The organism is Aeromonas sp. SCS5, assembly GCF_001887375.1.
Classification (GTDB): domain Bacteria; phylum Pseudomonadota; class Gammaproteobacteria; order Enterobacterales; family Aeromonadaceae; genus Aeromonas; species Aeromonas jandaei.
The window spans coordinates 233,214-258,553 of the sequence record NZ_LFCS01000003.1 but is presented as its reverse complement, the minus strand read 5'-3'; the positions used below and the strand labels follow the sequence as shown (position 1 = coordinate 258,553).

The 25,340-nt window shown below is 58.2% G+C and carries 22 protein-coding genes, 1 tRNA gene and 1 riboswitch; of the genes, 9 read left to right on the top strand and 14 right to left on the bottom strand.

Translation table 11 applies throughout. From position 1 onward, the window contains the following. The first annotated feature begins 2 nt into the window (after positions 1–2). Entirely contained in the window at positions 3–3,137 is a 3,135-nt protein-coding gene (locus BS300_RS04290) for a multidrug efflux RND transporter permease subunit (protein ID WP_071911002.1), read from the top strand. A gap of 86 nt (positions 3,138–3,223) precedes the next feature. Here the strand turns inward: BS300_RS04290 and BS300_RS04285 are convergent. Further along, positions 3,224–3,313: transfer RNA gene (locus BS300_RS04285), tRNA-Ser, on the bottom strand. A 398-nt stretch (positions 3,314–3,711) separates the two neighbouring features. Between BS300_RS04285 and BS300_RS04280 the strand changes: the two genes are divergently transcribed. Together BS300_RS04280 and BS300_RS04275 are read left to right on the top strand one after the other, a co-directional pair. Beyond that, on the top strand, positions 3,712–4,623 hold the full coding sequence (locus BS300_RS04280) for a L,D-transpeptidase family protein (protein ID WP_071910999.1): 912 nt from the start codon (positions 3,712–3,714) through the stop codon (positions 4,621–4,623). 24 nt (positions 4,624–4,647) lie between these two features. After that, positions 4,648–5,634: a DUF481 domain-containing protein gene (locus BS300_RS04275; RefSeq protein ID WP_071910997.1), complete on the top strand. Its 987-nt coding sequence runs from the start codon at positions 4,648–4,650 to the stop codon at positions 5,632–5,634. Between the two features lie 65 nt (positions 5,635–5,699). Here the strand turns inward: BS300_RS04275 and BS300_RS04270 are convergent, their stop codons facing one another. From BS300_RS04270 to BS300_RS04255, 4 genes are all read right to left on the bottom strand, one after another. Continuing rightward, positions 5,700–7,115 (bottom strand): DASS family sodium-coupled anion symporter, encoded by a 1,416-nt coding sequence (locus BS300_RS04270; RefSeq protein WP_041208667.1) that lies wholly within the window; start codon positions 7,113–7,115, stop codon positions 5,700–5,702. 224 nt (positions 7,116–7,339) lie between these two features. Further along, the gene (locus BS300_RS04265) at positions 7,340–8,065 is read right to left on the bottom strand and encodes a MaoC family dehydratase (RefSeq protein ID WP_041208669.1); all 726 of its coding nucleotides are present in this window, start codon (positions 8,063–8,065) and stop codon (positions 7,340–7,342) included. Positions 8,066–8,308: 243 nt separating this feature from the next. Next, positions 8,309–9,253, bottom strand: a complete 945-nt coding sequence (gene rlmF, locus BS300_RS04260) for a 23S rRNA (adenine(1618)-N(6))-methyltransferase RlmF (protein WP_043852161.1) — start codon at positions 9,251–9,253, stop codon at positions 8,309–8,311. A 150-nt stretch (positions 9,254–9,403) separates the two neighbouring features. After that, on the bottom strand, positions 9,404–9,892 hold the full coding sequence (locus BS300_RS04255) for an NlpC/P60 family protein (protein WP_033114246.1): 489 nt from the start codon (positions 9,890–9,892) through the stop codon (positions 9,404–9,406). A 275-nt stretch (positions 9,893–10,167) separates the two neighbouring features. Between BS300_RS04255 and BS300_RS04250 the strand changes: the two genes are divergently transcribed. Together BS300_RS04250 and BS300_RS04245 are read left to right on the top strand one after the other, a co-directional pair. Then, positions 10,168–10,887: a 4'-phosphopantetheinyl transferase superfamily protein gene (locus BS300_RS04250; RefSeq protein ID WP_071910995.1), complete on the top strand. Its 720-nt coding sequence runs from the start codon at positions 10,168–10,170 to the stop codon at positions 10,885–10,887. Beyond that, entirely contained in the window at positions 10,887–11,735 is an 849-nt protein-coding gene (locus tag BS300_RS04245; RefSeq protein ID WP_071910993.1) for a tetratricopeptide repeat protein, read from the top strand. Before BS300_RS04250 ends, BS300_RS04245 begins: the two co-directional genes overlap by 1 nt. A 133-nt stretch (positions 11,736–11,868) precedes the next feature. Here the strand turns inward: BS300_RS04245 and BS300_RS04240 are convergent, their stop codons facing one another. Continuing rightward, positions 11,869–12,111: an Lpp/OprI family alanine-zipper lipoprotein gene (locus BS300_RS04240; RefSeq protein ID WP_033115038.1), complete on the bottom strand. Its 243-nt coding sequence runs from the start codon at positions 12,109–12,111 to the stop codon at positions 11,869–11,871. Positions 12,112–12,336: 225 nt separating this feature from the next. Beyond that, complete coding sequence (gene ribB / locus BS300_RS04235) at positions 12,337–12,990, bottom strand: 3,4-dihydroxy-2-butanone-4-phosphate synthase (RefSeq protein ID WP_071910991.1); 654 nt, start codon at positions 12,988–12,990, stop codon at positions 12,337–12,339. A 106-nt stretch (positions 12,991–13,096) separates the two neighbouring features. Next, a riboswitch (FMN riboswitch) is annotated at positions 13,097–13,252 on the bottom strand. Between the two features lie 229 nt (positions 13,253–13,481). On the opposite strand from ribB, the gene purU reads away from it, so the two are divergent. Then, positions 13,482–14,318, top strand: a complete 837-nt coding sequence (gene purU / locus BS300_RS04230; RefSeq protein WP_041208675.1) for a formyltetrahydrofolate deformylase — start codon at positions 13,482–13,484, stop codon at positions 14,316–14,318. A 67-nt stretch (positions 14,319–14,385) separates the two neighbouring features. Here the strand turns inward: purU and BS300_RS04225 are convergent, their stop codons facing one another. After that, positions 14,386–15,648, bottom strand: a complete 1,263-nt coding sequence (locus tag BS300_RS04225) for a DUF945 family protein (RefSeq protein WP_071910988.1) — start codon at positions 15,646–15,648, stop codon at positions 14,386–14,388. 103 nt (positions 15,649–15,751) lie between these two features. Next, positions 15,752–17,233: a cardiolipin synthase gene (cls, locus tag BS300_RS04220; RefSeq protein ID WP_041208679.1), complete on the bottom strand. Its 1,482-nt coding sequence runs from the start codon at positions 17,231–17,233 to the stop codon at positions 15,752–15,754. Between the two features lie 95 nt (positions 17,234–17,328). On the opposite strand from cls, the gene BS300_RS04215 reads away from it, so the two are divergent. After that, positions 17,329–17,871, top strand: coding sequence for a DUF1439 domain-containing protein (locus BS300_RS04215; RefSeq protein WP_033115032.1), 543 nt, complete (start codon positions 17,329–17,331; stop codon positions 17,869–17,871). A gap of 9 nt (positions 17,872–17,880) precedes the next feature. On the opposite strand, the gene BS300_RS04210 is transcribed toward BS300_RS04215, so the two are convergent. Then, positions 17,881–18,321, bottom strand: a complete 441-nt coding sequence (locus BS300_RS04210; protein WP_042058211.1) for a GNAT family N-acetyltransferase — start codon at positions 18,319–18,321, stop codon at positions 17,881–17,883. 271 nt (positions 18,322–18,592) lie between these two features. Here BS300_RS04210 and BS300_RS04205 point away from each other — a divergent pair, with 271 nt between their 5' ends. Beyond that, on the top strand, positions 18,593–19,351 hold the full coding sequence (locus BS300_RS04205; protein ID WP_071910986.1) for a lytic transglycosylase domain-containing protein: 759 nt from the start codon (positions 18,593–18,595) through the stop codon (positions 19,349–19,351). 80 nt (positions 19,352–19,431) lie between these two features. Here the strand turns inward: BS300_RS04205 and aqpZ are convergent, their stop codons facing one another. Together aqpZ and BS300_RS04195 are read right to left on the bottom strand one after the other, a co-directional pair. Beyond that, the gene (gene aqpZ, locus BS300_RS04200) at positions 19,432–20,121 is read right to left on the bottom strand and encodes an aquaporin Z (RefSeq protein WP_071910984.1); all 690 of its coding nucleotides are present in this window, start codon (positions 20,119–20,121) and stop codon (positions 19,432–19,434) included. Positions 20,122–20,395: 274 nt separating this feature from the next. Further along, complete coding sequence (locus BS300_RS04195) at positions 20,396–20,605, bottom strand: DUF1653 domain-containing protein (protein ID WP_033115029.1); 210 nt, start codon at positions 20,603–20,605, stop codon at positions 20,396–20,398. A 387-nt stretch (positions 20,606–20,992) separates the two neighbouring features. Here BS300_RS04195 and BS300_RS04190 point away from each other — a divergent pair, with 387 nt between their 5' ends. Next, entirely contained in the window at positions 20,993–22,207 is a 1,215-nt protein-coding gene (locus BS300_RS04190) for a pyridoxal phosphate-dependent aminotransferase (protein WP_043851260.1), read from the top strand. A gap of 63 nt (positions 22,208–22,270) precedes the next feature. Here the strand turns inward: BS300_RS04190 and BS300_RS04185 are convergent, their stop codons facing one another. Continuing rightward, on the bottom strand, positions 22,271–23,746 hold the full coding sequence (locus BS300_RS04185; RefSeq protein WP_071910982.1) for a YfcC family protein: 1,476 nt from the start codon (positions 23,744–23,746) through the stop codon (positions 22,271–22,273). A gap of 163 nt (positions 23,747–23,909) precedes the next feature. Beyond that, positions 23,910–25,103: an enoyl-ACP reductase FabV gene (fabV, locus tag BS300_RS04180; RefSeq protein ID WP_071910980.1), complete on the bottom strand. Its 1,194-nt coding sequence runs from the start codon at positions 25,101–25,103 to the stop codon at positions 23,910–23,912. Positions 25,104–25,340 lie beyond the last annotated feature (237 nt).

The following is a 25,340-nucleotide window of genomic DNA, read 5'->3' as shown; positions in this document are numbered from 1 at the left end:
CCATGCCGCAGTTTTTTATCCATCGCCCGGTGTTTGCCTGGGTGATCGCCCTGTTCATCGTGCTGGCAGGGGTCATCGCCATCCCCAAGCTCCCCATCTCCCGCTATCCCTCGGTGGCGCCGGTGTCGGTGACCCTCTATGCCACCTATCCGGGCGCCACGCCGCAGACCCTGAACGATGCGGTGGTGAGCCTTATCGAGCGCGAGCTGTCGGGAGTGAAGAACCTGCTCTACTTCGAGTCGTCGGTGGACGCCTCGGGCAGCGCGCAGATCACCGCCACCTTCAAGCCGGGCACCGATCCGGAGCTGGCCCAGATGGACGTGCAAAACCGCATCAAGGCTGTCGAGCCTCGCTTGCCACAAACGGTGCGGCAAACCGGCCTGCAGGTGGAGTCCGCCACATCCGGCTTTCTGATGATGGTCGGCATGACCTCACCGGATGGCCGCTTCGATGAGGTTGCCCTCAACGACTACATGGCACGCAATATTGTGCAGGAGTTGCGCCGCATCGACGGGGTAGGACGAGTGCAACTGTTTGGCGCCGAGCAGGCCATGCGCATCTGGGTAGATCCGGCCAAACTCGCCGCCTATGGGCTGACCATCAGCGAGGTGGCGCAGGCCATCGAGCAGCAGAACATCCAGATTGCACCGGGGCGCCTCGGTGATGAACCAGCCCTGCCGGGACAGCGCCTGACGGTTCCCCTCACGGTTCAAGGCCAACTGACGACCCCCGAGGCATTCGCCGCCATCGTGCTGCGAGCCGGTGGCGATGGCGCCAAGCTGGTGCTGGGTGATGTCGCCCGGGTCGAGCTGGGGGCGCAATCTTACGCCTTTTCCAACCGGGAGAACGGCGTGGCCGCCACCAGCGCCGCCATCCAGCTCTCCCCCGGCGCCAACGCCGTGCGTACCGCAGATGCGGTGCGCACCCGTCTCGCCCAGCTCGCCCCCACGCTGCCGGCGGGCATGGCCTATTCGATCCCGTTTGACTCGGCCCCCTTCGTCAAGGTCTCCATCGAAAAGGTGATCCACACCTTGCTGGAAGCCATGGTGCTGGTGTTTCTGGTGATGTTTCTCTTCCTGCAGAACCTGCGCTACACCCTGATCCCGGCCATCGTCGCCCCCATCGCTCTGCTTGGCACCTTCGCGGTGATGCTGCTGGCCGGTTTTTCGATCAACTCCCTCACCATGTTCGGCATGGTGCTGGCCATCGGCATCATAGTCGACGACGCCATCGTAGTAGTGGAGAATGTCGAGCGCCTGATGGCCACCCGGGGGCTGTCGCCCCGTGAGGCGACCTCGCAGGCCATGAAGGAGATCACCGGAGCGGTGATCGGCATCACCCTGGTGCTCACGGCGGTGTTCCTCCCCATGGCGTTTGGCAGCGGCTCGGTGGGGGTCATCTACCAGCAGTTCACCCTGTCGATGGCGGTGTCGATCCTCATTTCGGCCTTCCTCGCCCTGACCCTGACGCCTGCGCTCTGCGCCACCTTGCTGCGTCCGGTCAGTCCGAGTCATCATGAGAAGCGCGGCTTCTTCGGTGCCTTCAACCGGGGTTTCGAGCGGTTCACGGCAGGCTACGGTGCGCGGGTAACCCGGCTGGTCGGGCGCAGTGGACGGATGATGGCAACCTTTGCCGCCCTCTGCGCAGTGCTGGCCCTCGCTGCCGCCCAGCTGCCCTCCTCTTTCCTGCCGGACGAGGATCAGGGTTACTTCATGACCTCCATCCAGCTGCCAACCGGCGCCACCAGCGAGCGTACTCTTGAGGTGGTCAAGGCCTTCGAGGCTCACGTCGCCTCTCGCGAGACGCTAGACACCAACCTGGTGGTGCAGGGCTTCAGCTTCTCCGGCGCTGGCCCCAATGCCGCCATGGCCTTCACCATGCTCAAAGATTGGGATCAGCGTCATGGCGCCACGGCAGCCGAAGAGGCAGATCTGGCACAAGCAGCCATGGCAAATATTCCTGAAGGCACGGTAATGAGCCTGCTGCCGCCCGCTATCGACGAGCTGGGCACCGCCTCCGGCTTCACCCTGTTCCTGCAAGACAGAGCCAACCGGGGGGACGCCGCGCTGCTGGCCGCTCAGGCCCAACTGCTGGAACTGGCCGCCAACAGCAAGGTGGTCAGTGATGTGTATCCCGACAACCTGCCTCCCGGCGAGAGCATTCACCTCGAGATCAACCGACAGAAGGCCGAAGCCATGGGACTCTCGTTCGCCAGCGTAAGCAGTACCCTGTCGGCCGCGATGGGATCGCTCTACGTCAACGACTTCCCAAACGGCAGGCACATGCAGCAGGTCATTCTGCAGGCAGACGCGTCGGCGCGCATGCAGCTCGATGACGTGCTCGGCCTGCGGGTGCGCAATGCCAGCGGCGGCATGGTGCCCCTGCGGGAGGTGGTGACACCGGAATGGCGCGAATCGCCGCAACAGATGATGCGCTTCGATGGCTTCCCTGCCGTGCGTATTGCCGGGGGGGCAGCGCCCGGCATCTCCAGCGGAGCGGCGATGGCGGAGATGGAGCGTCTGGTGGCGCAATTGCCGCCAGGCTTCGCATTGTCCTGGACGGGACAGTCGTTGCAAGAGCGCCAGTCGGCCGAGCAGGCACCCCTGCTGATGCTGTTGTCCGCGCTGGTGGTCTTCCTGGTGCTGGCGGCACTCTACGAGAGCTGGTCGATCCCGCTCTCGGTGATGCTGGTGGTGCCGCTGGGCCTGCTCGGTGCCGTCGCGGCCGTGATGCTGCGCGGCATGCCCAACGACGTCTTCTTTAAAGTAGGCATGATCACCATCATCGGTCTGTCGGCCAAGAACGCCATCCTCATCGTGGAGTTTGCGCGCCAGTTGCACGGCGAAGGGCGCTCGCTGCTTGATGCTGCTGTCACTGCTGCCCGCCTGCGCCTGCGCCCCATTCTGATGACGTCGCTAGCCTTCACCCTCGGGGTGGTGCCCTTGATGCTCGCCAGTGGCGCCAGCGCGGAGACCCAGCACGCCATCGGCACCGGCGTGTTTGGCGGCATGATCAGCGGCACCCTGCTGGCCATCTTCTTCGTGCCGGTCTTCTTCGTCTTCGTCATCGGCACCCAGGCGCGCATTCAGGCCTGGCGGGCACGGCGAGCATCCAACCGCATTCATCCGGCTCGATGACCACAGATACACAGGCGGCCGGATAGTCCCTCAGCACATCACCAAAAGAAAAAGCCCAACCTGCGAAACAGGTTGGGCTTGGTATGTGGCGGAGAGACAGGGATTCGAACCCTGGGTGGCATTGCTGCCACAATTGATTTCGAGTCAATCCCGTTCGGCCACTCCGGCATCTCTCCGTGGGATGATTTTTTACCCAAGCAAGGGGAATAATGCAATGAAAATTTCTTACTTATCAATCGAGTGAATGCTTTTTAGCCAGCAATCTCCCCTTACTCTCCATGCAAACCCTGTCGACACCAAACAAGCCAGAGAGGATTGCCAGCCAGAGGACCTCCTGCTCGTGTTGCGAAAAGATTCATCCATCTTGTCCTGTTCGCCATTCGAGTCAGTTTTTCGTGGTTTATCAGCCCCTTGCGACAAAAAAGGTGACAGTCGCCGCTTTTGGCTGGTTTACTGTCGCCTCAACGCGCTTTTGTCGCAAATAGCCTTGCGCAACAAGGCCAAAAAAGAACAGAGATGACTGTCGGGGCATTAGTCGCAATCACCTTGCCCCACGCCAACCGATGGAATACCGATGCCGATAAAACCCCTCCTCTTTCTGCTGCTGGCCCTGATGTCTGCACTGCCCGTACAGGCCAGAAGCTATCCACTTCCACCGACTGGTAGCCGCCTGATTGGTGAGCTGGAGGATTACTTCATCCAGCAGGATGAGTATCTGGAGCTAGTTGGCAAACATACCCAAATTGGCTTTTTGGCATTGCTTGAAGCAAATCCCGGTGTTGATCCCTATTTACCCAAGCCGGGCACCCGCTTGACCCTGCCGACCCAGATGCTGCTGCCCGATGTCCCGCGCGAGGGGATCGTCATCAATCTGCCCGAGCTGCGCCTCTACTACTTCCCGAAAGGGAAGCAGGAAGTGATCGTGCTGCCCATCGGGATCGGCGACATCGGCCGCGAGACACCCGAGATGACCACCACCATCATCGAGAAAAATCCCGATCCGAGTTGGGTTCCCGGCCCCATGGTGCGAAAATCCTGGCTGGAGCAGCAGGGGATCACGCTGCCAGCGGTTGTACCGCCGGGACCTGACAATCCTCTCGGCAAATTCGCCATGCGCCTCGGTTATGGCAAACGGGACTATCTCATTCACGGTACCAACAAGGATTTTGGTGTAGGCCTGCGGGTGAGCGCGGGCTGCATCCGCCTGCGACCTGACGATATCGAGGCCCTCTTCAAGATGGTGCCGATCGGTACGCCGGTACGGGTCATCAATCAACCGGTCAAGGTTGCCATCGAGCCTGACGGTCGTCGCTGGCTTGAGGTGCACTCTCCTCTGTCACGCACGGAGGAGGAGATGGAGCAGGGCGCTCCTCTTGTTCTCACCCCGGAGGTGGAACAATTTATTGCAGCCCCCGAAGTAGAACAGAGTGCAGTCGCTGAGACTCTGGCACTGAAGAATGGCTTGCCCAAGCCCATCAGCGGCTGACACTGCGCGGAGTTGCCCCAAACCATGAGATACCTGCTGCTCTTTTTGCTGTTCTCCTGCCCGCCGCTTTGGGCCAAAGACATCCTATGGATGCAAAATGGTGATCGCCTAACCGGTACCATTGAAGAGATCACCGACCAGTCGGTACGGATTGCCCTGCCCTATAGCGGGTCAGTGACCGTCAAACGTGATGCCATAAAACGCTGGCGACTCGAAAAGCAGGAGAAGCCCAAGGCGACAGCCAAGGGAGGCATAAAACTGTTCGAGGATGGGAGTGATGAGCGCAATGCCTGGCTCTGGAGCGGTAGCGGCGATCTCAACGTCAAGATCAAGGACAACGACAAGAAGACCAACAACGTCAACGTCAAAGGCACGACCGAAGTGGCCAATCTCGACTGGCGTTACACCCTGTCGGGAGAATATAACTACGAGACCTCCAACAACGTCACCGATAGCCATGACTACAAGGTGACGCCCACCCTCGACTATTTCTTCGATCAACACTGGTTTATTCGCAGCTCGGTCAATGCCGAATATGACATGCTTGACGACAACTATCTGAAACTCGATTTTGGTTCGGGCCCCGGTTATCGCTTCTGGAATGACAAAAAACGGCGGCTCGAGCTTATTACCCAGGGTGGCATGCAGCGAGCCTACTATCGCAACAATGAGTGGGTGGCCATATTTTATTCAAGCTCACATACCATCAGCTATCCCATTGGAGAGCTAATCTGGGACTACCGCCAACCGCTATCCTTCTGGCAGCAGCCATTCGAGCTGTTCAGCAAAGGAAGCTATACCAAGTATCTGGCTCAGCCCTCCCCCTATATCACTCTCAACCAGGATATCTCTGGCAGCATTGGCATGCGTTACTACTTCAACGACCATCTGCGCCTCTCATGGAGCACTGAAGTCGAGCGAGAGGAAGGGGAGTTAAACCTGGGCCCGTTCAGCCAGTCTCTCAACAAGACCGATTACAAGCACCTCCTCAGTCTGGGTGCCAGTTTCTAGGCCCCAAAAATAAAAAGGAGGAGCCACATTGGCTCCTCCTTTTTATTAGACCAACAGAGTGGCAACTAGATCAGCCCCCAGGCAGCGATCTGGTAGATCCACAGCATCGCCAGCATTGTGCCCACCATCCCCATAATGACGCCGATCCGCACCATCTGACGGCTCTCCACCAGACCGGTGGCGTGGGCCAGCGCATTGGGCGGCGTACTGATGGGGAGCGACATGCCCAGCGATACCGAGATGGTCACCGCCAGGATCAGGGTATGGCTGCCGCCCCACTCGGCAAGCTCCGGCATGCTGACCGCCAGTGCAGCCACCAGCGGCAGCAACAGGTTGGCGGTTGCGGTATTGGACATAAAGTTGGCCATCACTACCGCCAGCAAACAGGCCCCGACCAGCACGGCGAGTGTGGAGTACTCATGGAACGGTATGTGAGTAATGAGACGCTCTGCCAGCCCTGAGTCTTCCAGTGCCAGACCCAGCGCAATCCCGCCCGACACCAGCCAGAGCACATCGAGGGAGATCTTGTGCAGGTCATCCTTGGTGATGATCCCTGTCGTCAGGAATACGGCGACCGGGATCATGGCGACGACGTAGGAGTTCATGCCGTGCAGATCACCGAGCAGCCAGAGCACTATGGTGGTAATGAAGGTGAGATAGACCACCCAGGCCCGGGGCGTCTGCATGAAGCGCCCCTCGATTTTCAGCTCGATCTGTTTGAGTGGGCTCGGGAAGAAACGCCCCAGCAGAAACCAGCCAAGCAGCAGTAAGAGCGCGACGAAGGGCACCGCAAAACCCATCCACTGACCAAACGAGATGGCATGCTCGCCAGTAAGATACTTGAGAGCCACCGCGTTGGGCGGCGTACCTATGGGGGTACCAATTCCGCCCAGATTGGCCGCCAGCGGAATGGCCAGCACAAATCCCACCTTGGCCGGATCCCGCTCCGGGAATACCGCCAGCACCGGAGCCAGAATGGCCAGCATCATGGCCGTGGTAGCGGTATTGCTCATGAACATGGAGAAGGTGGCGGTAATGAGCATCAGCCCCAGCATCACGACTCTGGGGTTGCGACCGAAGGGGCGCAGCAGCACCCGCGCCAGATTCACATCCAGATGGTATTTGGTTGCAGCGATGGCCAGAAAAAAGCCGCCGAGAAAGAGCATGATGACCGGTGAGGCAAAGGTTGCCATCACCTCGGTCGACTTGAGCAGCGAACCAAACCCGGGCTCGCTCTTGCCTGCCGTCATAAACCAGAGCCCCTTATCGGAGAGCAACAGTAGCTCCAGCACGATGATCAGCACAGAGGTGGCAAAGATGGGGATGGGCTCCAGGATCCAGCAGAGCGCTGCCAGCACGAAAATAGCGACAACCCGCTGCTCGACCACAGTAATTCCCTCGAGCGGGATCCAGTGCGTCGGGATCAGCAGGATAAAGAGACTGAACAACAGTGGCAGAATAATCTTGTGATTGATGGGCACTATCGTCTCCAGAATAGGGATTGAGAAATCGATAGTGGCATAACATGCTGCCGTTTCAGGAAACGGACTTGCCAAAATGAGAGCTGGCTAACCGCATACAACGCGATTTTGTGAGTCATATCAAGCACAAGTAGCGTCTCTGAACGTTCATGCCGCGCCTGACGGCCAAAATGAAAACGGGCTCGCTATTGCGAACCCGTTTGCTCATCTTCAACGACGAGGGATCAGAAGTAGATGCGAGTCACCGACTCAATCACGCAACCCGGGCGCCGGATCCCTTCGATCTCCACCTTGATCTCCTTGAGCAGCTCCAAACCGCCCTTGATGGGGGTAACCCGTGCCAGCTTGGTGCGAGCGCGGATGTTGCTCTCCACCTTGATGGGGTACGGGAAGCGCACCTGATCCAGCCCGAAGTTCACTACCATGCGAGCAGTCGGAAACTCGGGGGTGGACTCATCCACCGAGCCGGTCAGCTGTGGCAGCAGAGCCAGCGTCAGAAAACCGTGGGCAATGGTGGTCTTGAAGGGCGACTCGGCAGCCGCGCGCTCCGGATTGGTGTGGATCCACTGATGATCGCCGGTCACCGCGGCAAACTGATCGATCATCTGCTGGCTGATATGGAGCCACTCGCCGACATGGGTCTCTTCGCCGATCTTGCCCTGCAGCTCGGCATAGAGCGCAGCGGCTTCGCCTTCCAGCTCGATGGCAGGATCCTGCGCCACAGCAGGCTGACCGTTAGCCACCTGAGCCACGGTGTCGGCATTCTGCTGCTGTGCGTTCTGGGCTTCGCTTTGCAGGTCCAGCACCCGTCCCAGCAGAGGGTGAAGATGTGCCTTTTGCTGAAACTCACGCCAGTAGTCGCGGATAGCCGGAGAGAGCCAATCCTTGAGCTCAAAGGGGTGCTGCGCCAGAATTTCGCGCTTGCGCTTCAGAAAATCGACAACTTTCATGTTCCGATCCCTATGTGATTCAATGCCGGTAAAGAGGTCTAACCAGTCCTATTTTATTAAAGTTACAGCTGAAAGTGCAAAAAAATCTCGGCGTACACCTGTACCAAGGCAGAAGTCACTACTCATATCACATCAAAAAGCATTATCTACCAATGAGGAAATCGATTTCCAACAGAGATCTCGCCTTCCCTTCTATCCCTGTGGCGATCAAAAAAGGCCCGCAACGGGCCTTGTTCAATCAGCTCAGCGCGGGGCTGACCACCATTCACGCATGCCGGCATCATCGAAGAAGGTCCAGGCCAATACCCGGCTCACCTTGTTGCCCTGCGCCATCTCAAGCACCCGAACCTGACGTGCCCCGACCCGGGTCAATGCCTTTTTGGCAACCGGCAGATTCTCCTTCTTGGAGACCAGCGAGCTGAACCAGAGGCACTGGCTGGCAAACTCCTTGCTCTGATTGATCATCCTGGTCAGAAACGCCGCCTCGCCCCCGTCACACCAAAGCTCGGCTTTCTGACCGCCAAAATTGAGTACCGGCGCCCCCTTCACCTCTTTGCCCAGATTGCGCAGCTTGCGCTCGCTCCCCTTGCTAGCCTCTGCCAGCGAGGCGTGGAAGGGCGGATTGCAAAGGGTCAGCGCAAAGCGCTCCTTAGGCCCTATGATGCCGCGAAAGACATGTTCGGCATTGCCCTGCAGGCGACACTCGATCTGGTTGCCAAGTCCGTTGCTTTTGGCCAGCAGAGCCGCCGCTTTCACCGATACCGGATCGATATCGGAGCCGACAAAACGCCAGCCATACTCACGGCTACCGAGCAGCGGATAGATGCAGTTAGCTCCAACCCCGATGTCCAGCACCCTCACCCCTTTGCCAGCAGGTACTTTGCCGGCACTCTCGGCCAGCAGATCGGCAACCCGGTGCAGATAATCGACCCGCCCCGGAATGGGTGGACAGAGGTAACCGGCGGGCAGATCCCAGTGAACAATGCCGTAGTGGTGGGCCAGCAACGCCCGGTTCAGGGCCTTGACCGCAGCGGGATCGGCAAAATCGATGGTGAGATTGCCGTAGTCGTTGGTAAAGAGATGGGTGGCCAGCTCCGGAGTCTGCCGGCAGAGCGCCTCAAAATCGTAACCATCGAGATGGCGATTGCGGGGATGGAGTCCGGATTTGCGGTCATTGCGGGATGTCATGCTGGGCCTGCCGAAGAAAAACGGGCCCACACTATAGTGATTTGGCCTGCGAAAGTCTAAATCGCAGCCATAAAAAACCGGGCTTCAGGAGCCCGGTTCAAGTGAGGTTGGAAAAACAGTCCGTACTGCGAGCCGTTTGTCCAGCCTGACTCAGATATCGATCCGGCGCGCTTGCCAGAACTTGCTGCGCCAGTATTGGCTGTCCAGCTTGGAGCGGGTCACACCGGCTCGGGTCGAGGCGTGGATAAACTCGCCATTCCCGACATAGATGCCGACATGATTGAGACGACGATTGATTTTGAAGAAGACCAGATCACCCTCGACCAGATCCTTCTTGGAAACACGAGTCCCTTCATGGACTTGAGAGCGGGTGTCTCGGGGTAACTCGACACCGACGGCATTGCGGAACACTTCACGGGCAAAGGCGGAACAATCGATACCACGCTGGCTACTGCCACCCATCCGGTACGGAACGCCACGCCACTCTTTATAAACTGTCAGGATTTCATTCACATCAGGTGTTTGCGAAGCTTCCGGTTCAATAACGGGTTCCATCATGGAAACTTCGATCTTGCTCGCGACCTCGGTTTGGGGTGCCGAGGCACAACCCACCATTCCGAGCGCGACCAGCAGTAGCATCAGGTGGCGCAATCCTTTATCCCCGCAAAAATAGAAATTTTGTTAAAATACGGCCCCGAAAGGCAATTAATAAGGCAACAGCACCCGACTATATCCAAGAATTCTATCGAGGCAAGTGAAAATCCCTATCGGGCTCACATTTTTGCAAGGAAATGCACGATTTTTCATAATTAATGTGATCATGGCCAAACAATATACAATCGCAAAAGCGGCCATCCAGCTCAGAGATAAGTGGCATTTATCCCTGCTTCACCACCCTTTTTAAGTGAAAAATTATGATCGCCACCGATCTTTTTTTGTTAAATCCGGCCCTGATTGCTCAGGAATTACTCGCTACCCTGCCCGAGCTGTTATCGGCCGATGAACACCATATTTGGCAGCAAATGAGCCACAATTCGCGCCGTCAGGAGTATCTGGTCAGCCGGGCCGTGCTGCGCCAGCTTCTGGCACAGAGACTGGCCACTTCGCCATCCGCGTTGCAATTTAGCAACGGGGAACACGGCAAGCCGCAGCTGCAAGATGGGCGCTGGCATTTCAATCTCAGCCACAGTGGATCCTGGCTGGTACTGGCGCTTTGTCAGCAAGGGCCGCTAGGGGTTGATATCGAGCTGGGTAAAAGACGGCACTCTCCCCTGCCCCTTGCCCGGCGGTTTTATGCACAGAGTGAATATGAGTGGCTCTGCGCCCTGCCGGAGAATGAACAGGAGAGCGCCTTCTACCGGCTCTGGTCACGCAAGGAAGCCGTGCTCAAGGCCCACGGTGGCGGCATCGCCGCCGGGCTTGAGAAAGTACGCTTCATCCCTGACGAGGCGTGGCGCCTCGATAACCAGCTCGATGAACGGCACTATCAGGTTCAGGATTGGCCCTTTGCCAGTGGCTGGCTCAGCCTTGCCGCCGCCACGACAGCGGTCAATGGCTACCGGCTGGATGAGCGCTTGAATTGCCATCCCCTCACCCCCATGTTGTTCCACACCCTTTCGGAAGAGTCCAACTGATGATCGTCGACATTACTCCCCAGAATTTTCACGCAGAACTGATCGATGCCTCCATGAAGAAGCCGGTCGTCATCTATTTCCATGCGCCGCAGATGCCGGAGTGCCAGGGAATGACGCCGTTGATCGAATCGCTGGTTGGGCCAGCCAACGAACAGGTCACGCTGGCCAAAGTGGACATGAACAATCCCCAGCTGCAACCGCTGGCCAGCCAGCTCGGCCTGCGCGCCCTGCCGGCACTGGTGCTGTTCCATCAGGGACGCCCGGATGAACAGGGGATCATTGAGGGGCCGCAGGATGAAGCGACCCTGCGCCAGTTCTTCGCAGCCTTCGCACCAAAAGAGGAAGAGGAGCTGTTTGCCAAGGGGCAACAGGCACTGGCCGATGGCCAGCCCGGCGAGGCTTATGCCCATCTGGGCAAAGCTCATCAGATCGCTCCGGAGCGCCACGACATCAGCCTCTGGCTCATTCAGGCCGCGCTCGATCTTAACCTGCTCGATGAAGCACAGGAGCGGCTCGGCAACATTCCGATGGTGGCACAGGATAGCCATTTCCATGCCCTGACCTCACGGCTGGCACTGGCCCTGCAAGCGGCGGACAGCCCGGAGTTGCGTGCTCTGGAAGCTCGCCATGCCGAAAATCCGGATGACTTTGCGCTGGCGCAGGAGCTGGCGGTGCAATACAACCAGGCAGGTCGTCAGGAAGAGGCGCTGGGACTGCTGCTTGCCATCCTCAAGCGGGATCTCGCTTTTGGCGATGCCAGAAAGACCTATCTCGACATTCTGGCAACCATGGGCAGCACACCGGTGGCACAAAATTACCGTCGCAAGCTCTATAGCCTGCTCTATTGATCGAGTCTTGAAGGGATGAAGAAGGGGCGTGCCGGGAGACCGGCATGACCTCTGAGGTCAAAAGAGAAAACGGGGATGGGGAATTTCAGGCAAAAAAAAATGGCGCATAACTGCGCCATTTTTTTCGCATGGCTTACTTCTTGTACTTAGTAGCCATGTTGTCGATGCGCTGGTTAGCACGCATAGCTTCTTGCTTGGCTTCAGCAACATCAGCAGCGATCTTGGACTGATCAGCACGAACAGCGCTAACATCTTGAGCCAGCTGGTCAACTTTGTTAGACAGATTCTGAACGGAAGTTTCCAGTTCGCTAGTGTTTGCGCAACCACCCAGCAGAGCGGACAGACCAACAACACCTACCAACAACAATTTTTTCATTTTTAAAGCTCCCTTGAACTCGCCAGACGTTTAGCAAGCGGCGTGATTATGGCACAAAAAAATCATACTTTGCATAGTCCCCAGCACAGATAAATGCATTAAAACCCTCATTTTTTTTTGAATGAACAGTTTTTGTTCAGATTCGGCTAAAAAATGAGTGCCGCGTGATGAGGACACGGACAAAGACTAACCAAAATTTTCGCTTATTACAATTTCGTATGAGCCTCAGGCTGTTCGTTCTGACAGCAATTGGCGATATTGCACCAAATCTTCGATGGTGATCACGGGCATCCGGTGCTGACGACCGAAAGAAATCAGGTCTGGCAAGCGGGCCATGGAGCCATCTTCCCTGGTCAATTCACACAACACCCCGAACGGTTTCAGTCCGGCAAGCTGCATCAGATCGACCGTCGCTTCGGTGTGACCACGGCGCACCAGCACGCCTCCGGTACGGGCACGCAACGGGAATACATGGCCAGGCCGGTTGAGATCACCCGGTTTGGCCCCATCGGCAATGGCGGCACGAATGGTTGTGATGCGATCAGCCGCCGAGACACCGGTAGTGACCCCCTGCGCCGCTTCGATGGTGACGGTAAACGCGGTCTGATAGTGGCTGGAGTTGGCTTCCACCATCATCGGCAATTCGAGCTGACGCACCCGCTCATCGGTCAGGCAGAGACAGACTATGCCGGAGCACTCGCGGATCATCAGCGCCATCTGTTCATTGGTCATGGATTCGGCGGCAAAAATGAGGTCGCCCTCGTTCTCCCGATCTTCATCATCGGCCACCAGCACACCCTGACCGGCCCGCAAGGCAGTCAGAGCCGCTTCGACACGGGCAATTGGATCACCAAATTCACTGAGTAGAGACTGATTCATGGTAAAGCTCCCAAACAAGAAAAGGACCAGAATCAGGGCATGGAAAGGCAGACAGAAATGGCCATGCAGCAGCCAGCCCCCAAGGGGGCGGAGAGTGCAATGTCTGTCTTATCCTCTTTCATCCGGACTATGACCGTCGGCTCCGGCATCTCACCGGATCTGCTGACCCCGCCCCGGCAGACCGGGGTCGGGCGCTCGCGGGCTCCCCGAGTCAGATCGGGATACCGCCGGTGGGGAATTTCACCCCGCCCTGAGAATAAGCGCTGACAGCCTAAAGAAAAGCGCTGGCAGATACCAGCCAAAAACCGGCTCAAGCTGAAAAACCTTTGCCAGTCGGATTCGATGTTCTCCCCTTGTCCCATCGCACTCCGCTTGTGGCTGTAACGCTCACCGAATTTCTTTCTGGCCACAATTTGTTTGTGGCATAGTGCCCAAAAACGCGCAGCCTGCGCAGAGACAGGCGCCAACACCACAAACGGAAAATGACAGAGATGGAAAAGAAAATACTGCTAACGGACTGCCCGGACGCCAAGGGCCTCATCGCCAAGATCACCAACATCTGCTACAAGCATCAGCTCAACATCATCAAGAACGATGAGTTCGTGGATCACGAGAATGGCCGCTTCTTCATGCGTACCGAGCTGGAGGGACGTTTCAATGACGAGACCCTGCTGGCCGATCTCGATGATGCCCTGCCCGCTGGCGCCCAACGCCGTCTGGTAAAGGCGGGCAAGAAGCGCATCGTCATTCTGGTGACCAAGGAGACTCACTGCCTCGGCGACATCCTGATGAAGAACTACGCCGGCGCGCTGGATATGGACATAGTCGCGGTGATCGGCAACTACGACACCCTCGCCGAACTGACCGGCAAGTTCGATATTCCGTTCCACACCGTCAGCCACGATGAGCTGAGCCGCACCGAACACGAAGAGCAGGTACGCGCCATCATCGACGGCTATGCGCCGGACTACGTGATCCTGGCCAAGTACATGCGGGTACTGACCCCCAGCTTCGTCGAAGCTTATCCGCGCAAGATCATCAACATCCACCACTCCTTCCTGCCCGCCTTCATCGGAGCCCGCCCCTATCGCCAGGCATTCGATCGCGGGGTCAAACTGATCGGCGCCACCGCCCACTTTGTCACCGACGATCTGGATGAGGGCCCCATCGTCGAGCAGGACGTGATCCACGTTGATCACACCTTCAGCGCTGATGACATGGCCAAGGCGGGTCGCGATGTAGAGAAGTCGGTACTGAGCCGGGCGCTGGAGCTGGTACTGAACGAACGGGTGTTCGTCTATGGCAACAAGACGGTGGTGTTCAAGTAACAACACCCGATAATCCGGAAACAACAAAGGCTCCCGTGGGAGCCTTTGTTGTTAGTGTGAAAACCGGTCAGAGCGGCAGGTCGTTGACCGTCATCACTCCTTTGTCCAGCTTCAGCTCGGCATTGAGCTTTTGCTGATCGGCCTTCAGATAACCCATGGCAGCCAACTGCTCCAGCATGGGGGCAAGCTGCGGCACCACCTTGCCCAGCTTGTCGCTGAGTGAGGCGTGGAGCTGGCCGCTCAGCGCCTGCATTCCCTCTTCGCCGTTGAAGAGCTTGTCGAGCGAGGTAGAGGCAAGTTTTACCTCTCCCTTCATGGCTGCCACTTCGCCATTGAACCTGGCGCTCAGATCCGCCAGCTCCAGAGTCGCGCCGCGCGCCAGCATCTTGTCCAGCGCTTGCTGGATCGCAGTATCCTCCACCCCTTTGCCGCCGGCAGCCTGCAACCCCTGATACCCTTCCAGATCCAGTCCGTTGAGGTGCAGCTCCAGATTACTGTCGGTCACCGCCAGCGAGTCTGCCTCGTTCTCCAGATTGAGCTTGGCCAGCTTCATCCGGTAGCTGCTGGAGAGGGTCTGGGCGTTGTCACCCTTGAGCTGGGTCTCGGTAGTCATCCCCTGCAGGGACACCTTGACGCCCTCAGGCAGTTGCATGGTCAGAGCTGAAAGGCTCATCTCGCTTTGCGGAGAGAGCCAGACCCCGCTGATCTCGGCCAGATCGGCGCTACCCTTCATCTCGGCCAGCACCAGATCCATCTTGCTCTGCTCTTCGTGCACCGTCATTCCCTGCCAGGTCATGGCGACATGGCCAGTCCCCTCCAGATCGCCGTGGAAATCACCGGTGAGCGGCAGGAAGTGGAACTCGTCCAGCCCCTGTTTCACCTTGAACTCGTCAGCCCAGAAACGGCTGCTGTTGCCCCGGGTCCAGAGGCTGCTGACCGACTCCAGGCCAAACTGCCACTGCTCCATGCCGAGCGCAGTGAAGACCGGCGCCAGTGAGCCCTGTTTGGTGTCGAGCAGGAAGTGGCTCTTGATATAGAGCGGCATGATGCGGCTCTTCACGGCAAACTCCAGCTCAAGGGGTTGCCCCCCTTCCAGCTCGCTGTCGAGCGCCGCCAGCTCCTGGGGAGTGACCACGAGCTTCAAAACCCCATCACGGGTAAAGAGGTTGCTGCTGCCGGGTTGCCACTGCAGATCCAGACCGCTCTCGTTTTCGACCTTGGCGATCTGCTCCGCCATGATGCGGTCGAAACTGTTGCCCGTGTACCAGCATGCAGCCAAACCACCACCTACCAGTGCCGCACCCACGGCAAGGACCACTATTTTTTTCATATATCCATGTCTCTCCAGGAGTTGTCGCTGCACTCTACGGGGCAAGCTCGGCACTAGGCAAGTCCGATCAGAGGCTCCGTCTGTAATCTTCTGTAACCGGCCATTACAACAAGGGACTGAAAAGGTAGAAGATATTCTCCATCACCCTCTTGTACCAGGGGCGAGCCTGCCAGCTGGCAAGCGTCATTGGCGTGGCTTCCGCCATGTAACCCTGCACCAGCTGAGTCATCTGGGCAACGAAGTGCGGGTTGTCTACCAGCAGGGTTACCTCGAAGTTGAGCCAGAGGCTGCGCCTGTCCAGATTGACTGTCCCAACCAGAGCAAAATCGTCGTCCACCAGCACGCTCTTGGTGTGGAGCAGACCGGCATCGTAGCGATAGATCTCCACCCCGGCCGCCAGCAGCTCCTCCATAAAGGCGTTGCAGGCATAGTTGGCCATGATGGAGTCGTTGCGAGCCGGCAGCACCAGCTGCACCTGTACTCCGCGCGCGGCCGCCGAGCTGAGAGCGGCTGCCAGCGGATCATCCGGCACGAAATAGGGCGTGGTCAGCACCAGATGGCTGCGCGCCTGATAGATGGCAAGCAGCAGGCTTTGCTGGATGCAGTCGCCACCGACGAAGGGGCCGGACGGAATAAGCTGGGCGCGATAGTTGGTCTGTGGCCACACTTCCGGCTCGTGCTGCAGGCTGTCGAGCAACCGCTCGCCGGTCTCAACTTCCCAGTCCCAGACAAAGATGGACCACATCAGCGGCACTATGGGCCCCTGCACCCGGATCATGATATCGACCCACTGGCCGACCCCGGCATCCTGCTTGAAGAAACGGGGATCCACCATGTTCATCGAACCGGTGTAACCGACCCGGTCATCGATCACCACCAGTTTGCGGTGCATTCGCAGATCCTGGCGCTGGAAGGGGATGCGCCAGGCACCGACCGGCAGTACCTCCACCAGCTTGACCCCAGCCTTGCGCAGCTTTTTCGGCCAGCCCGAGCGGAAGAAGTGCTTGCTCCCCACCGAATCCAGTAGCAAACGACAATCCACGCCGCGTTGGGCCACCTCCATCAGCGCTTCGCACACATCGTCGGCATCGCCGCCGGGGTGCCAGATGTAGAACTCCATATAGCAAGAGAGAGTCGACTTGCGGATGTCCTGGGCAATCTCACGCAATATTTGCTCGGGTCTGCTGAGCAGGGTCATCCGGTTGCCGGAGAGCATCGGCATGGCGAGCCGCCCCTGGATGAGGTCGTGGAGCGGCTGGGCCTTCTCCCCCACTTCGCAGCAGTGCTGGGGGAAGAGACGAGCCAGCTGGCGGATCCATATGGCATAAGGTCGATACATGGCTTGCGCCCGCTCACCACGGCGCCGCCCCAGCTTGATCTCGCCAAACAGGACATAGAAACCGACCCCGGCAAAGGGGATGGCATAGATGAGAGCCAGCCAGGCCAGCGATACGCCGATGGGGCGCCGCTTCATCACCACCCGAATTGAAACACCGGTGACGATGACGGTGTGAAACAGCAGCAGTAACCAGCCGAGAAAACGGGAAAACAGCAGGTGGAGATCGTATTCGAGACCGTCGAGCAACGGGAACTCCTTCTAATCGACAAGGGGCGGTGGGCAGATCCCACACGGCAGGAATGGTATGCTGTAGGGCAAATCCATTCTATCAGGTCGCACGCATGATTCTGCAATCTATGCTGCTCAGCTTGGCCATGCTAGGCCAAGGCTCATATGACATCAATGAGCAACAGATAAACCAGTACCTGCAATCCCAGGTTCAAGTCGACAAACAGCTGGAGCTGCCCGGTATCATCAAGGCCCATGTGAAGCTTGAGCAGAGCGATGTACAACTCGGCCGCCAGCGTCCGGATACTGCCCGGGTCTATGGCAAGGGCAAGCTCAAGATAGCGCTGCCCGACAACACCGAATATGACGCTCGCCTGCAGATGACCTATGAAGCGAGACCCCGTTACGACAAGAGCCAGAGTGCCCTGTTTCTCGACAACATGAAACTGGTGGAGTACAAGCTGGAGCCGGAGGCGGCGGAGAAGAAGTTTGGTCTGATGCTCGGCATGCTGCTGCAAAGCATGGAAAAAAGGCTGGAGAGCCAGCCCGTCTACAAGCTCAATGACAAGGATCCGCAGCAGGCCTGGCTCAAAGAAAATCTGCTGGGGCTAGAGCTGTCACCGGGCAAGATCCATCTGCTTACCAAAGAACGCTGACCCCCACGTTCAATTCGGGAGGGGCTGGGTGGTCTCCCGCACCAGCAGCTCCACCTGATATCCCTGTTGCTGTTGCCGCTCAAAAAGAGAGAAGAGAGAGCCTCGCAATCTGTGCAGTGGCAGATCGGCAAAACCGGCTTTGATGTAGAAGGGTTTCTCGAATGGCAAGGCCTGACACACCACCGGCTTGTCGTCGAGTCCGTCGCAGGCATGCTGCAGCAGGCGTGATCCCAGCCCGAGTGACTGATAGTGGGGCAGCAGACGAAAGCCACACAGATGGTAGAAATCCTCTTCGTCCCGCACCCTGACCGCCCCGACCAGCCAGTGAGCATCGCGCACGACAAAGATCCGCTCGGCCAGATCCGGCACGTAGTGGGAGAAGGTCGTTTCGTAATAGTCCCTGATCAGAGAGAGGTCGGCGTCACAGTACTCTTCAAAGGTGAGTTCCATCGCCAGCGAGCTTGCCACAAACAAATCCTTTTGCAATCAATGAGTAGTGCCATGTGGTTGCTGCTAATCCGACCAGATGACGAGAGCAAGATAGCACGCCTTTCATTAACAAAAAAGTCGATATCCACCAGAGGCCAACGAGAGCAGAAGCAGCTCTGTTGCACACCGTGATCCCGCTCACCTGCCGGCAACGCTCACCCTGTTTTCCCGCTTGTTCTGCCCCCCTCATGATGCTTTACTCAACACACGCATAGAGGAAGGAGTTTGCGGTTTGAAAGCATGGAAGCTGGCAGGCCATCTGTTGTTGATCCCCCTGGCAGGATGGTGCGAAGCGCCGCCTCCTGCCGAGGTGGTTTTTCTGTCGGCAGCCCCCGTTCCGCCTCTGCGCCTGCCGCTTGCAACCCCCGAGCCCGAACCACAGGCACAGGCACAGGCACAGGCACAGGCACAGGCACAACAGGGGAACAAACAGATCCATGTTTACAAGTCGGTGCAGAAGAACGGCGTAATCCGCTACTCGGACATGGTGCCGGAGCAGGGCAACTACGAGTTGCTGCTCTTTAACGACTGCTTCGCCTGCGACCCGAAATCGGACGTCAACTGGCACACCACCGGACTTTTTCTCTATGACTACGCCAGCACTATCAAGGCGGCGGCAGACACCTATCACGTAGAACCAGCCCTCATTCGGGCACTCATCCACGCCGAATCGGCCTTCAATCCGATGGCGATTTCTCGCAAAGGGGCCATGGGTCTGACTCAGCTGATGCCGGAAACGGCGCGGGAGCTGGGGGTTGGCAATGCTCTGCTGGCAGAGCAGAACATCTTCGGCGGGGTAAAATACTTGGCGGGATTGCTCAAGCAGTATGACGGCAACATAGCGCTGGCTACCGCAGCCTATAACGCGGGTGCTGGCGCCGTGCAAAAACATGGCGGCATTCCCCCCTACGCCGAAACTCGCGCCTATGTGGAGCGTGTCCAGCTGCTGCATCAGCGATACAAAGAGATGCTGCAGGCCAAGGGGCTATAGGCCCTCAGGTTTTTCCCACCGCCAGAAAACAAAAAACACGCCCTTGGGCGTGTCGATACCACACTTTGTTTCGCGAACGATTACTTCTGCTCAGCCGCCACCAGGCGATAAGCCAGCGCACCCAGAATGGCACCGACGATCGGGGCAACCCAGAACAGCCACAGCTGGCCGATAGCCCAGTCACCGACAAATAGCGCAACACCGGTACTGCGGGCCGGGTTGACCGAGGTATTGGTCACCGGAATGCTCACCAGATGGATCAGGGTCAGGCACAGGCCGATGGCAACCGGAGCAAGCGCAGCTGGCGCACGGCTGTCGGTAGCGCCCATGATGACGAACAGGAAGAAGCCGGTCATCACAGCTTCGCACACCAGTGCTGCCATCATGCTGTAGCCGCCCGGAGAGTGCTCACCGTAGCCATTGGAGGCAAAGCCGACGGAGAGATCAAAACCGGCCTGACCACTGGCAATCACATAGAGTACGGCAGCGGCGGCAATTGCCCCCAGCACCTGCGCCACTATGTAAGAGAACACGCCGGAAGCCGGAAAACGACCGCCAGCCCACAGACCGATGGTGACTGCCGGGTTGAGATGGCAACCGGAGATATGGCCGATGGCATATGCCATGGTCAGCACGGTCAGGCCGAATGCCAGCGATACGCCCAAGAGGCCGATCCCCACATGGGGGAAGGCTGCAGCCAGCACGGCACTGCCACAACCTCCCAATACCAGCCAGAAGGTTCCCAAAAACTCTGCTGCTACAGGTTTCACACTATGTCTCCCGATAAGATGAGATAAAAAGGCCCACAAAGGGGCCATGCGTTAACACGCGCAGCATTATGGGAGGAGCAATGGCCGATGCGAACCCGGTTACCAGCCGTCACAAAACGTGACCAAGGTCACAATTGGTTGATTGATAGAGATATTTATCAGTAGCAAGCCACAAAGAGGCTGTTGCCAACAAGGAGCCTCATGCGACAACTTGTGACTCCAAAGACCTATTCTGTCTATTTGTTGATCAACAATTCAGGGCCACACCAGCGGATCACTTGATCGGCGAAAATCTGCTAACCACCTGACCCTGATGCTCAATCCACTCCATGAACATGGCGACGGGGCGGGCATAGACGGTGCCATCCTGCTCCGACTGATAGATCACCAGCTGCTCGCCTGTCTCGGTATGGCTGGCCAGGGTCAGCACCTGATAGTAGCCCCCCTTGAAGTGACGATAGCGACCGGGTGTGGGTGCATGCATGGGATACCTCTGCAGATGGAACAGGACGGGAAAGGGGAAATATGCGCTGGCCAGTGCCAGTTGTATCAGCTTTTTCTCGTCGGAAATGACGATGAAGAGGCTTTTTTACACAAGCCAATCGTGCCAGAGAGCGTGAAGATTTCAACACAGTAGAGTAGCTTTGTTAATCACGCCCCCATCTTTCACTGGTGAACCTTGCCAAGCACAAACGATCGTGCTGAATTTAACCTTTTAATAACTCTGTTTTGGGGCCAAAAATCAGGAATTTCTACTAAAAAGAAGATTGTTCTAGCATTCAATTCTGTGAAGAATAGGGGAAAAGATATTTGATACTAAAAACCGCCTTTTTCGCCAACGCGTCCCTATGGGGAAGGAATCACTGTCACCATGTTCACTATCGACAAGTCGCACAAGCTCGACGATGTCTGCTATGACATCCGCGGCCCGGTGCATAAAGAAGCTCGCCGTCTCGAAGACGAAGGCCACCGCATTCTCAAGCTCAACATCGGCAACCCGGCCCCGTTCGGCTTTGATGCGCCGGAAGAGATCATCAAGGATGTGATCCTCAACATGCCCCAGAGCCAGGGCTACTGCGACTCCAAGGGGCTCTTCTCCGCCCGCAAGGCGGTGATGCAGTACTACCAGCAAAAAGGGATGCGCAAGGTCGACATCGACGACATCTACATCGGCAACGGCGCCAGCGAGCTGATCGTGATGGCGATGCAGGCGCTGCTCAACAACGGCGACGAGATGCTGGTGCCCTCCCCTGACTACCCGCTCTGGACCGCCGCCGTCACCCTCTCCGGTGGCCATGCGGTGCACTATCGCTGCGACGAAGGGGCTGACTGGTACCCTGATCTCGACGACATCCGCGCCCGCATCACCCCGCGCACCCGCGGCCTGGTGCTGATCAACCCCAACAACCCGACCGGCGCCGTCTATGGCAGCGAGTTCCTGCTGGAGGTGATCGAGATCGCCCGCCAGCACAACCTCATCATCTTCGCCGACGAGATCTACGACAAGATCCTCTACGACGATATCTCCCACACCAGCGTCTGCACCCTGTGTGACGATGTGATGGTGGTGACCTTCAACGGCCTCTCCAAGGCTTACCGCGCCTGCGGCTTCCGTCAGGGCTGGATGGTCATCACCGGCCCCAAAGGCCGTGCTCGCGGTTACATTGAAGGGCTGGAGATGCTGGCCTCCATGCGGCTGTGTGCCAACGTGCCGATGCAGCACGCCATCCAGACTGCGCTCGGCGGCTACCAGAGCATCAACGAGCTGATCCTGCCGGGCGGCCGCCTGCGCAAACAGCGGGACAAGGCATGGGAGCTCTTGAACGAGATCCCCGGGGTCTCCTGCGTCAAACCCAAGGGGGCGCTCTACATGTTCCCCCGCCTCGACCCCAAGGTGTATGACATCCGCGACGACCAGAAGATGGTGTTCGATCTGTTGCAGCAGGAGAAGCTGCTGTTGGTGCAAGGCACCGGCTTCAACTGGCCGGCGCCGGATCACTTCCGGCTGGTGTTCCTGCCCCGCGAAGAGGAGCTGGAGGATGCCATCGGCCGCCTCGCCCGCTTCCTCAAGGGCTACAAGCAGTAAACAAAGCTCATGAAAAAGGCTCCCGCGGGAGCCTTTTTGTTATCTGTCGTTGTATCCGTGCCATCAGCCGTGCAGCAAGGCACCGACCACCAGCACCGCCATGGTGATGAGAGCCACCCCGATGATAAAGGGCAGCACCCAGCGCACGAAGCGATCGTAGGGGATCTTGGCGAGCGCCAGCCCCGCCACCAGATGGGCAGCTGTGGGGGCAAACAGGTTGATCCAGCCGGAGGCGGACTGATAGGCGGTGATCACCAGATCCCGCGAGATGCCGGAGAAGTCAGCCAGCGGCCCCATCAGCGGCATGGAGACAGTCGCCAGCCCCGAGGTGGAGGGGATGAAGAAGCTCAGGATGATGTGCACCAGATAGGCCATCAGGATGAAGACCGACGAGGATAGTCCGCTCACCAGCCCCTCGGCCCAGTGCAAGATGGTGTCGATGATGACGCCATGCTCCATCACCACATAGATGCCGCGTGCCACCGCTACCACCAACGCCACCCCGATGAGGTCTCGCGCCCCGTTGAGGAAGGTCGCCACATAGTTGGACTCCGGCATCCGGTTGATCAGCGCGATCAGGATGGAGGCGCTGAAGAACAGGGTGGAGAGCTCGTCAAACCACCAGCCAAAGGTGGGCAGCACATCGATCCCCAAATCCGACCAGGGCACCACTGCATAGATCATCAGCAGGAAGGTGCCGAAGAATACCAGCATGGTGAGCTTCTGCTTGCCGGTGAAGGCGAGGTTGCAGCTCTTCATCTGGGAGAACTCGTCGTCATAGACAATATCGGCCAGCACGGAGCGAGACTTGTCCTGCTGCACCTGCTTGGCGTAACGCATCACGAACCAGGAGGCGAAGATCACCAGCAGCAGCCACTGGATGACCCGCAGGCCAATCCCCTCACCGATGGGAATACCGGCAAAACCGGAGGCGATGCCGGTGGCAAACGGGTTGACGGTGGAGGCGAGCACCCCGACCCCGGAGCCAAGCAGGATAATCCCCGCCGCCACCATGCGATCAAAGCCCGCCGCCATCATCACCGGCACGATGAGTGCCCAGAAGGCAACCGTCTCCTCCGCCATGCCAAAGGTGGATCCGCCGAGGGCAAAGAGAGCGATCAGCACCGGGATCAGCAGCCGTTCGCGCCCGGCAAAGCCGCGCACGATGGCTCCCACCCCGGCATCCAGTGCCCCGCTCTGCATGGTCACCGCGAGAAAACCACCGATGATGAGCACGAACAGTGCGACGTCGGCCGCCTTGTGAAAGCCCTGAATGGGGGCCTTGAGCACATCGAATACCCCCTGCGGATGAGAGGGCAACTCGGTGTAGCTGCCGGGCACCGGCAACAGTCGCTCATCGCCGCTGTAGTCAGCCACGGCCGCGGCCGCCACCGGCTGCTGGGTCTTGGCAGTCACATAGTTGTATTTGCCCGCCGGCAGCACCCAGGTGAGTGCCGCCATCAGGGCGATGATGATGAAAAGCAGGGTATAGACAGTGGGGAGTTGGCGCTTTTTGGGCGCTTCATTTGGAGTGGTCATAGCTTCCGTACCTCGGCAATGCCGTCATGTGATCCGATCACCGCCAGACTAGCGGGTTTGATATGGGAAAAAGGTGATCGCTGATAATAAAATTCCGTAACTTAGCGGTATTTTTGCCAAAAAAACAGGGCCCCGCGGGGCCCCGTTTTCACTTGAGTCAGACTCAAAGCTCGACCACGTCGAATTTCACGTCCGGATTCACATCCGCATCGTAATCGACCTCGTCCAGACCGAAGCCGAACAGACGCAGGAACTCCTGCTTGTAGCCGGTGTAATCGGTCAGGTCGGAGAGGTTCTCGCTGGTGATGGATGGCCACAGGTCGCGGCAGGTCTGCTGCACGTCTTCGCGCAGTTCCCAGTCATCCATGCGGATGCGGGCCTGATCGTCCAGCGCCATGTCGGACGCGTAGAGACGGGTGCGCATCATGCGATCCACCTGCTCCATGCACCCCTCGTGAATACCCTTTTCCTTCATGATCTTGAAGGCCATGGAGATATAGAGCGGCATCACCGGAATGGCGGAAGAGGCTTGAGTCACCACGGATTTCAGCACGGCCACGTGTGCGGTGCCGCCCTTGGCAGCCAGATCACTACGGATGGCGGCAGCGGCGCGGTCCAGATCTTCCTTGGCGCGGCCCAGGGTGCCATGCCAGTAGATTGGCCAGGTCAGATCAGTACCGATGTAGGAGTAAGCCACGGACTTGGCGCCATCAGCCAGCACGCCAGCATCGCGCAGGGCTGCCATCCACAACTCCCAATCCTGACCGCCCATGACGGTGATGGTGTTCTGGATCTCTTCCTCATTCGCCGGCTCAACGGTGGCGGTGATGATCTGATCCTTGTTGGTATCAATGGCGGTAGTGGTGTAGACCTCGCCGATCGGTTTCAGAGCGGAGCGCACCACTTCGCCGGTTTCCGGCATCTTGCGCACCGGAGAGGCCAGGGAGTAGACCACCAGATCAATCTGACCCAGATCCTGCTTGATGAGCTCGATCACCTTGGCGCGGCACTCGTTGGAGAAGGCATCGCCATTGACGCTTTTGGCGTAGAGGCCTGCCTCTTTGGCAGCCTTGTCGAAGGCGGCGGAGTTGTACCAGCCAGCGGTACCGGTCTTGGACTCGGTGCCCGCTTTTTCAAAGAAGACGCCGAGGGTGGCGGCGCCGGAGCCAAAGGCGGCAGCAATGCGGGAGGCCAGACCATAACCGGTGGAAGCGCCGATCACCAGCACCTTCTTGGGACCATTCTCGATGGTGCCCTTGGCTTTGGTATAAGCAATCTGGCGACGAACATTGGCTTCACAGCCAACCGGGTGAGTGGTGGTGCAGATAAAGCCGCGAACCTTGGGTTTGATAATCATATGGGGTCTCGGATCCGTTTAATGGATGAAATCGGGGCATAAGATACCTCATCTTGCCGCGATAAGGTGCTCTGATGTGTTGAACGGTGACAAAAATCCACAAGCCCACGACAGAAATGAAAGAGAAATAGCCTCCCAGAGCTTTGGTTGCCCCACGGCACATTCGGGCACTTGCCAGAAGCCGCTTGCCCACCCATGGCTGGCATATACTTGGACAACATCGTGGCGCTGGATGAT

What these genes read in the sequence shown, in the direction of transcription:
- BS300_RS04290 (WP_071911002.1), top strand. Translation starts at nt 3, where the DNA reads ATGCCGCAGTTTTTTATCCATCGCCCGGTGTTTGCCTGGGTGATCGCC.
- BS300_RS04280 (WP_071910999.1), top strand. Translation starts at nt 3,712, where the DNA reads ATGCCGATAAAACCCCTCCTCTTTCTGCTGCTGGCCCTGATGTCTGCA.
- BS300_RS04275 (WP_071910997.1), top strand. Translation starts at nt 4,648, where the DNA reads ATGAGATACCTGCTGCTCTTTTTGCTGTTCTCCTGCCCGCCGCTTTGG.
- BS300_RS04265 (WP_041208669.1), bottom strand. Translation starts at nt 8,065, where the DNA reads ATGAAAGTTGTCGATTTTCTGAAGCGCAAGCGCGAAATTCTGGCGCAG.
- rlmF (WP_043852161.1), bottom strand. Translation starts at nt 9,253, where the DNA reads ATGACATCCCGCAATGACCGCAAATCCGGACTCCATCCCCGCAATCGC.
- BS300_RS04255 (WP_033114246.1), bottom strand. Translation starts at nt 9,892, where the DNA reads ATGCTACTGCTGGTCGCGCTCGGAATGGTGGGTTGTGCCTCGGCACCC.
- BS300_RS04250 (WP_071910995.1), top strand. Translation starts at nt 10,168, where the DNA reads ATGATCGCCACCGATCTTTTTTTGTTAAATCCGGCCCTGATTGCTCAG.
- BS300_RS04245 (WP_071910993.1), top strand. Translation starts at nt 10,887, where the DNA reads ATGATCGTCGACATTACTCCCCAGAATTTTCACGCAGAACTGATCGAT.
- BS300_RS04240 (WP_033115038.1), bottom strand. Translation starts at nt 12,111, where the DNA reads ATGAAAAAATTGTTGTTGGTAGGTGTTGTTGGTCTGTCCGCTCTGCTG.
- ribB (WP_071910991.1), bottom strand. Translation starts at nt 12,990, where the DNA reads ATGAATCAGTCTCTACTCAGTGAATTTGGTGATCCAATTGCCCGTGTC.
- purU (WP_041208675.1), top strand. Translation starts at nt 13,482, where the DNA reads ATGGAAAAGAAAATACTGCTAACGGACTGCCCGGACGCCAAGGGCCTC.
- BS300_RS04225 (WP_071910988.1), bottom strand. Translation starts at nt 15,648, where the DNA reads ATGAAAAAAATAGTGGTCCTTGCCGTGGGTGCGGCACTGGTAGGTGGT.
- BS300_RS04215 (WP_033115032.1), top strand. Translation starts at nt 17,329, where the DNA reads ATGATTCTGCAATCTATGCTGCTCAGCTTGGCCATGCTAGGCCAAGGC.
- BS300_RS04210 (WP_042058211.1), bottom strand. Translation starts at nt 18,321, where the DNA reads ATGGAACTCACCTTTGAAGAGTACTGTGACGCCGACCTCTCTCTGATC.
- BS300_RS04195 (WP_033115029.1), bottom strand. Translation starts at nt 20,605, where the DNA reads ATGCATGCACCCACACCCGGTCGCTATCGTCACTTCAAGGGGGGCTAC.
- BS300_RS04190 (WP_043851260.1), top strand. Translation starts at nt 20,993, where the DNA reads ATGTTCACTATCGACAAGTCGCACAAGCTCGACGATGTCTGCTATGAC.
- BS300_RS04185 (WP_071910982.1), bottom strand. Translation starts at nt 23,746, where the DNA reads ATGACCACTCCAAATGAAGCGCCCAAAAAGCGCCAACTCCCCACTGTC.
- fabV (WP_071910980.1), bottom strand. Translation starts at nt 25,103, where the DNA reads ATGATTATCAAACCCAAGGTTCGCGGCTTTATCTGCACCACCACTCAC.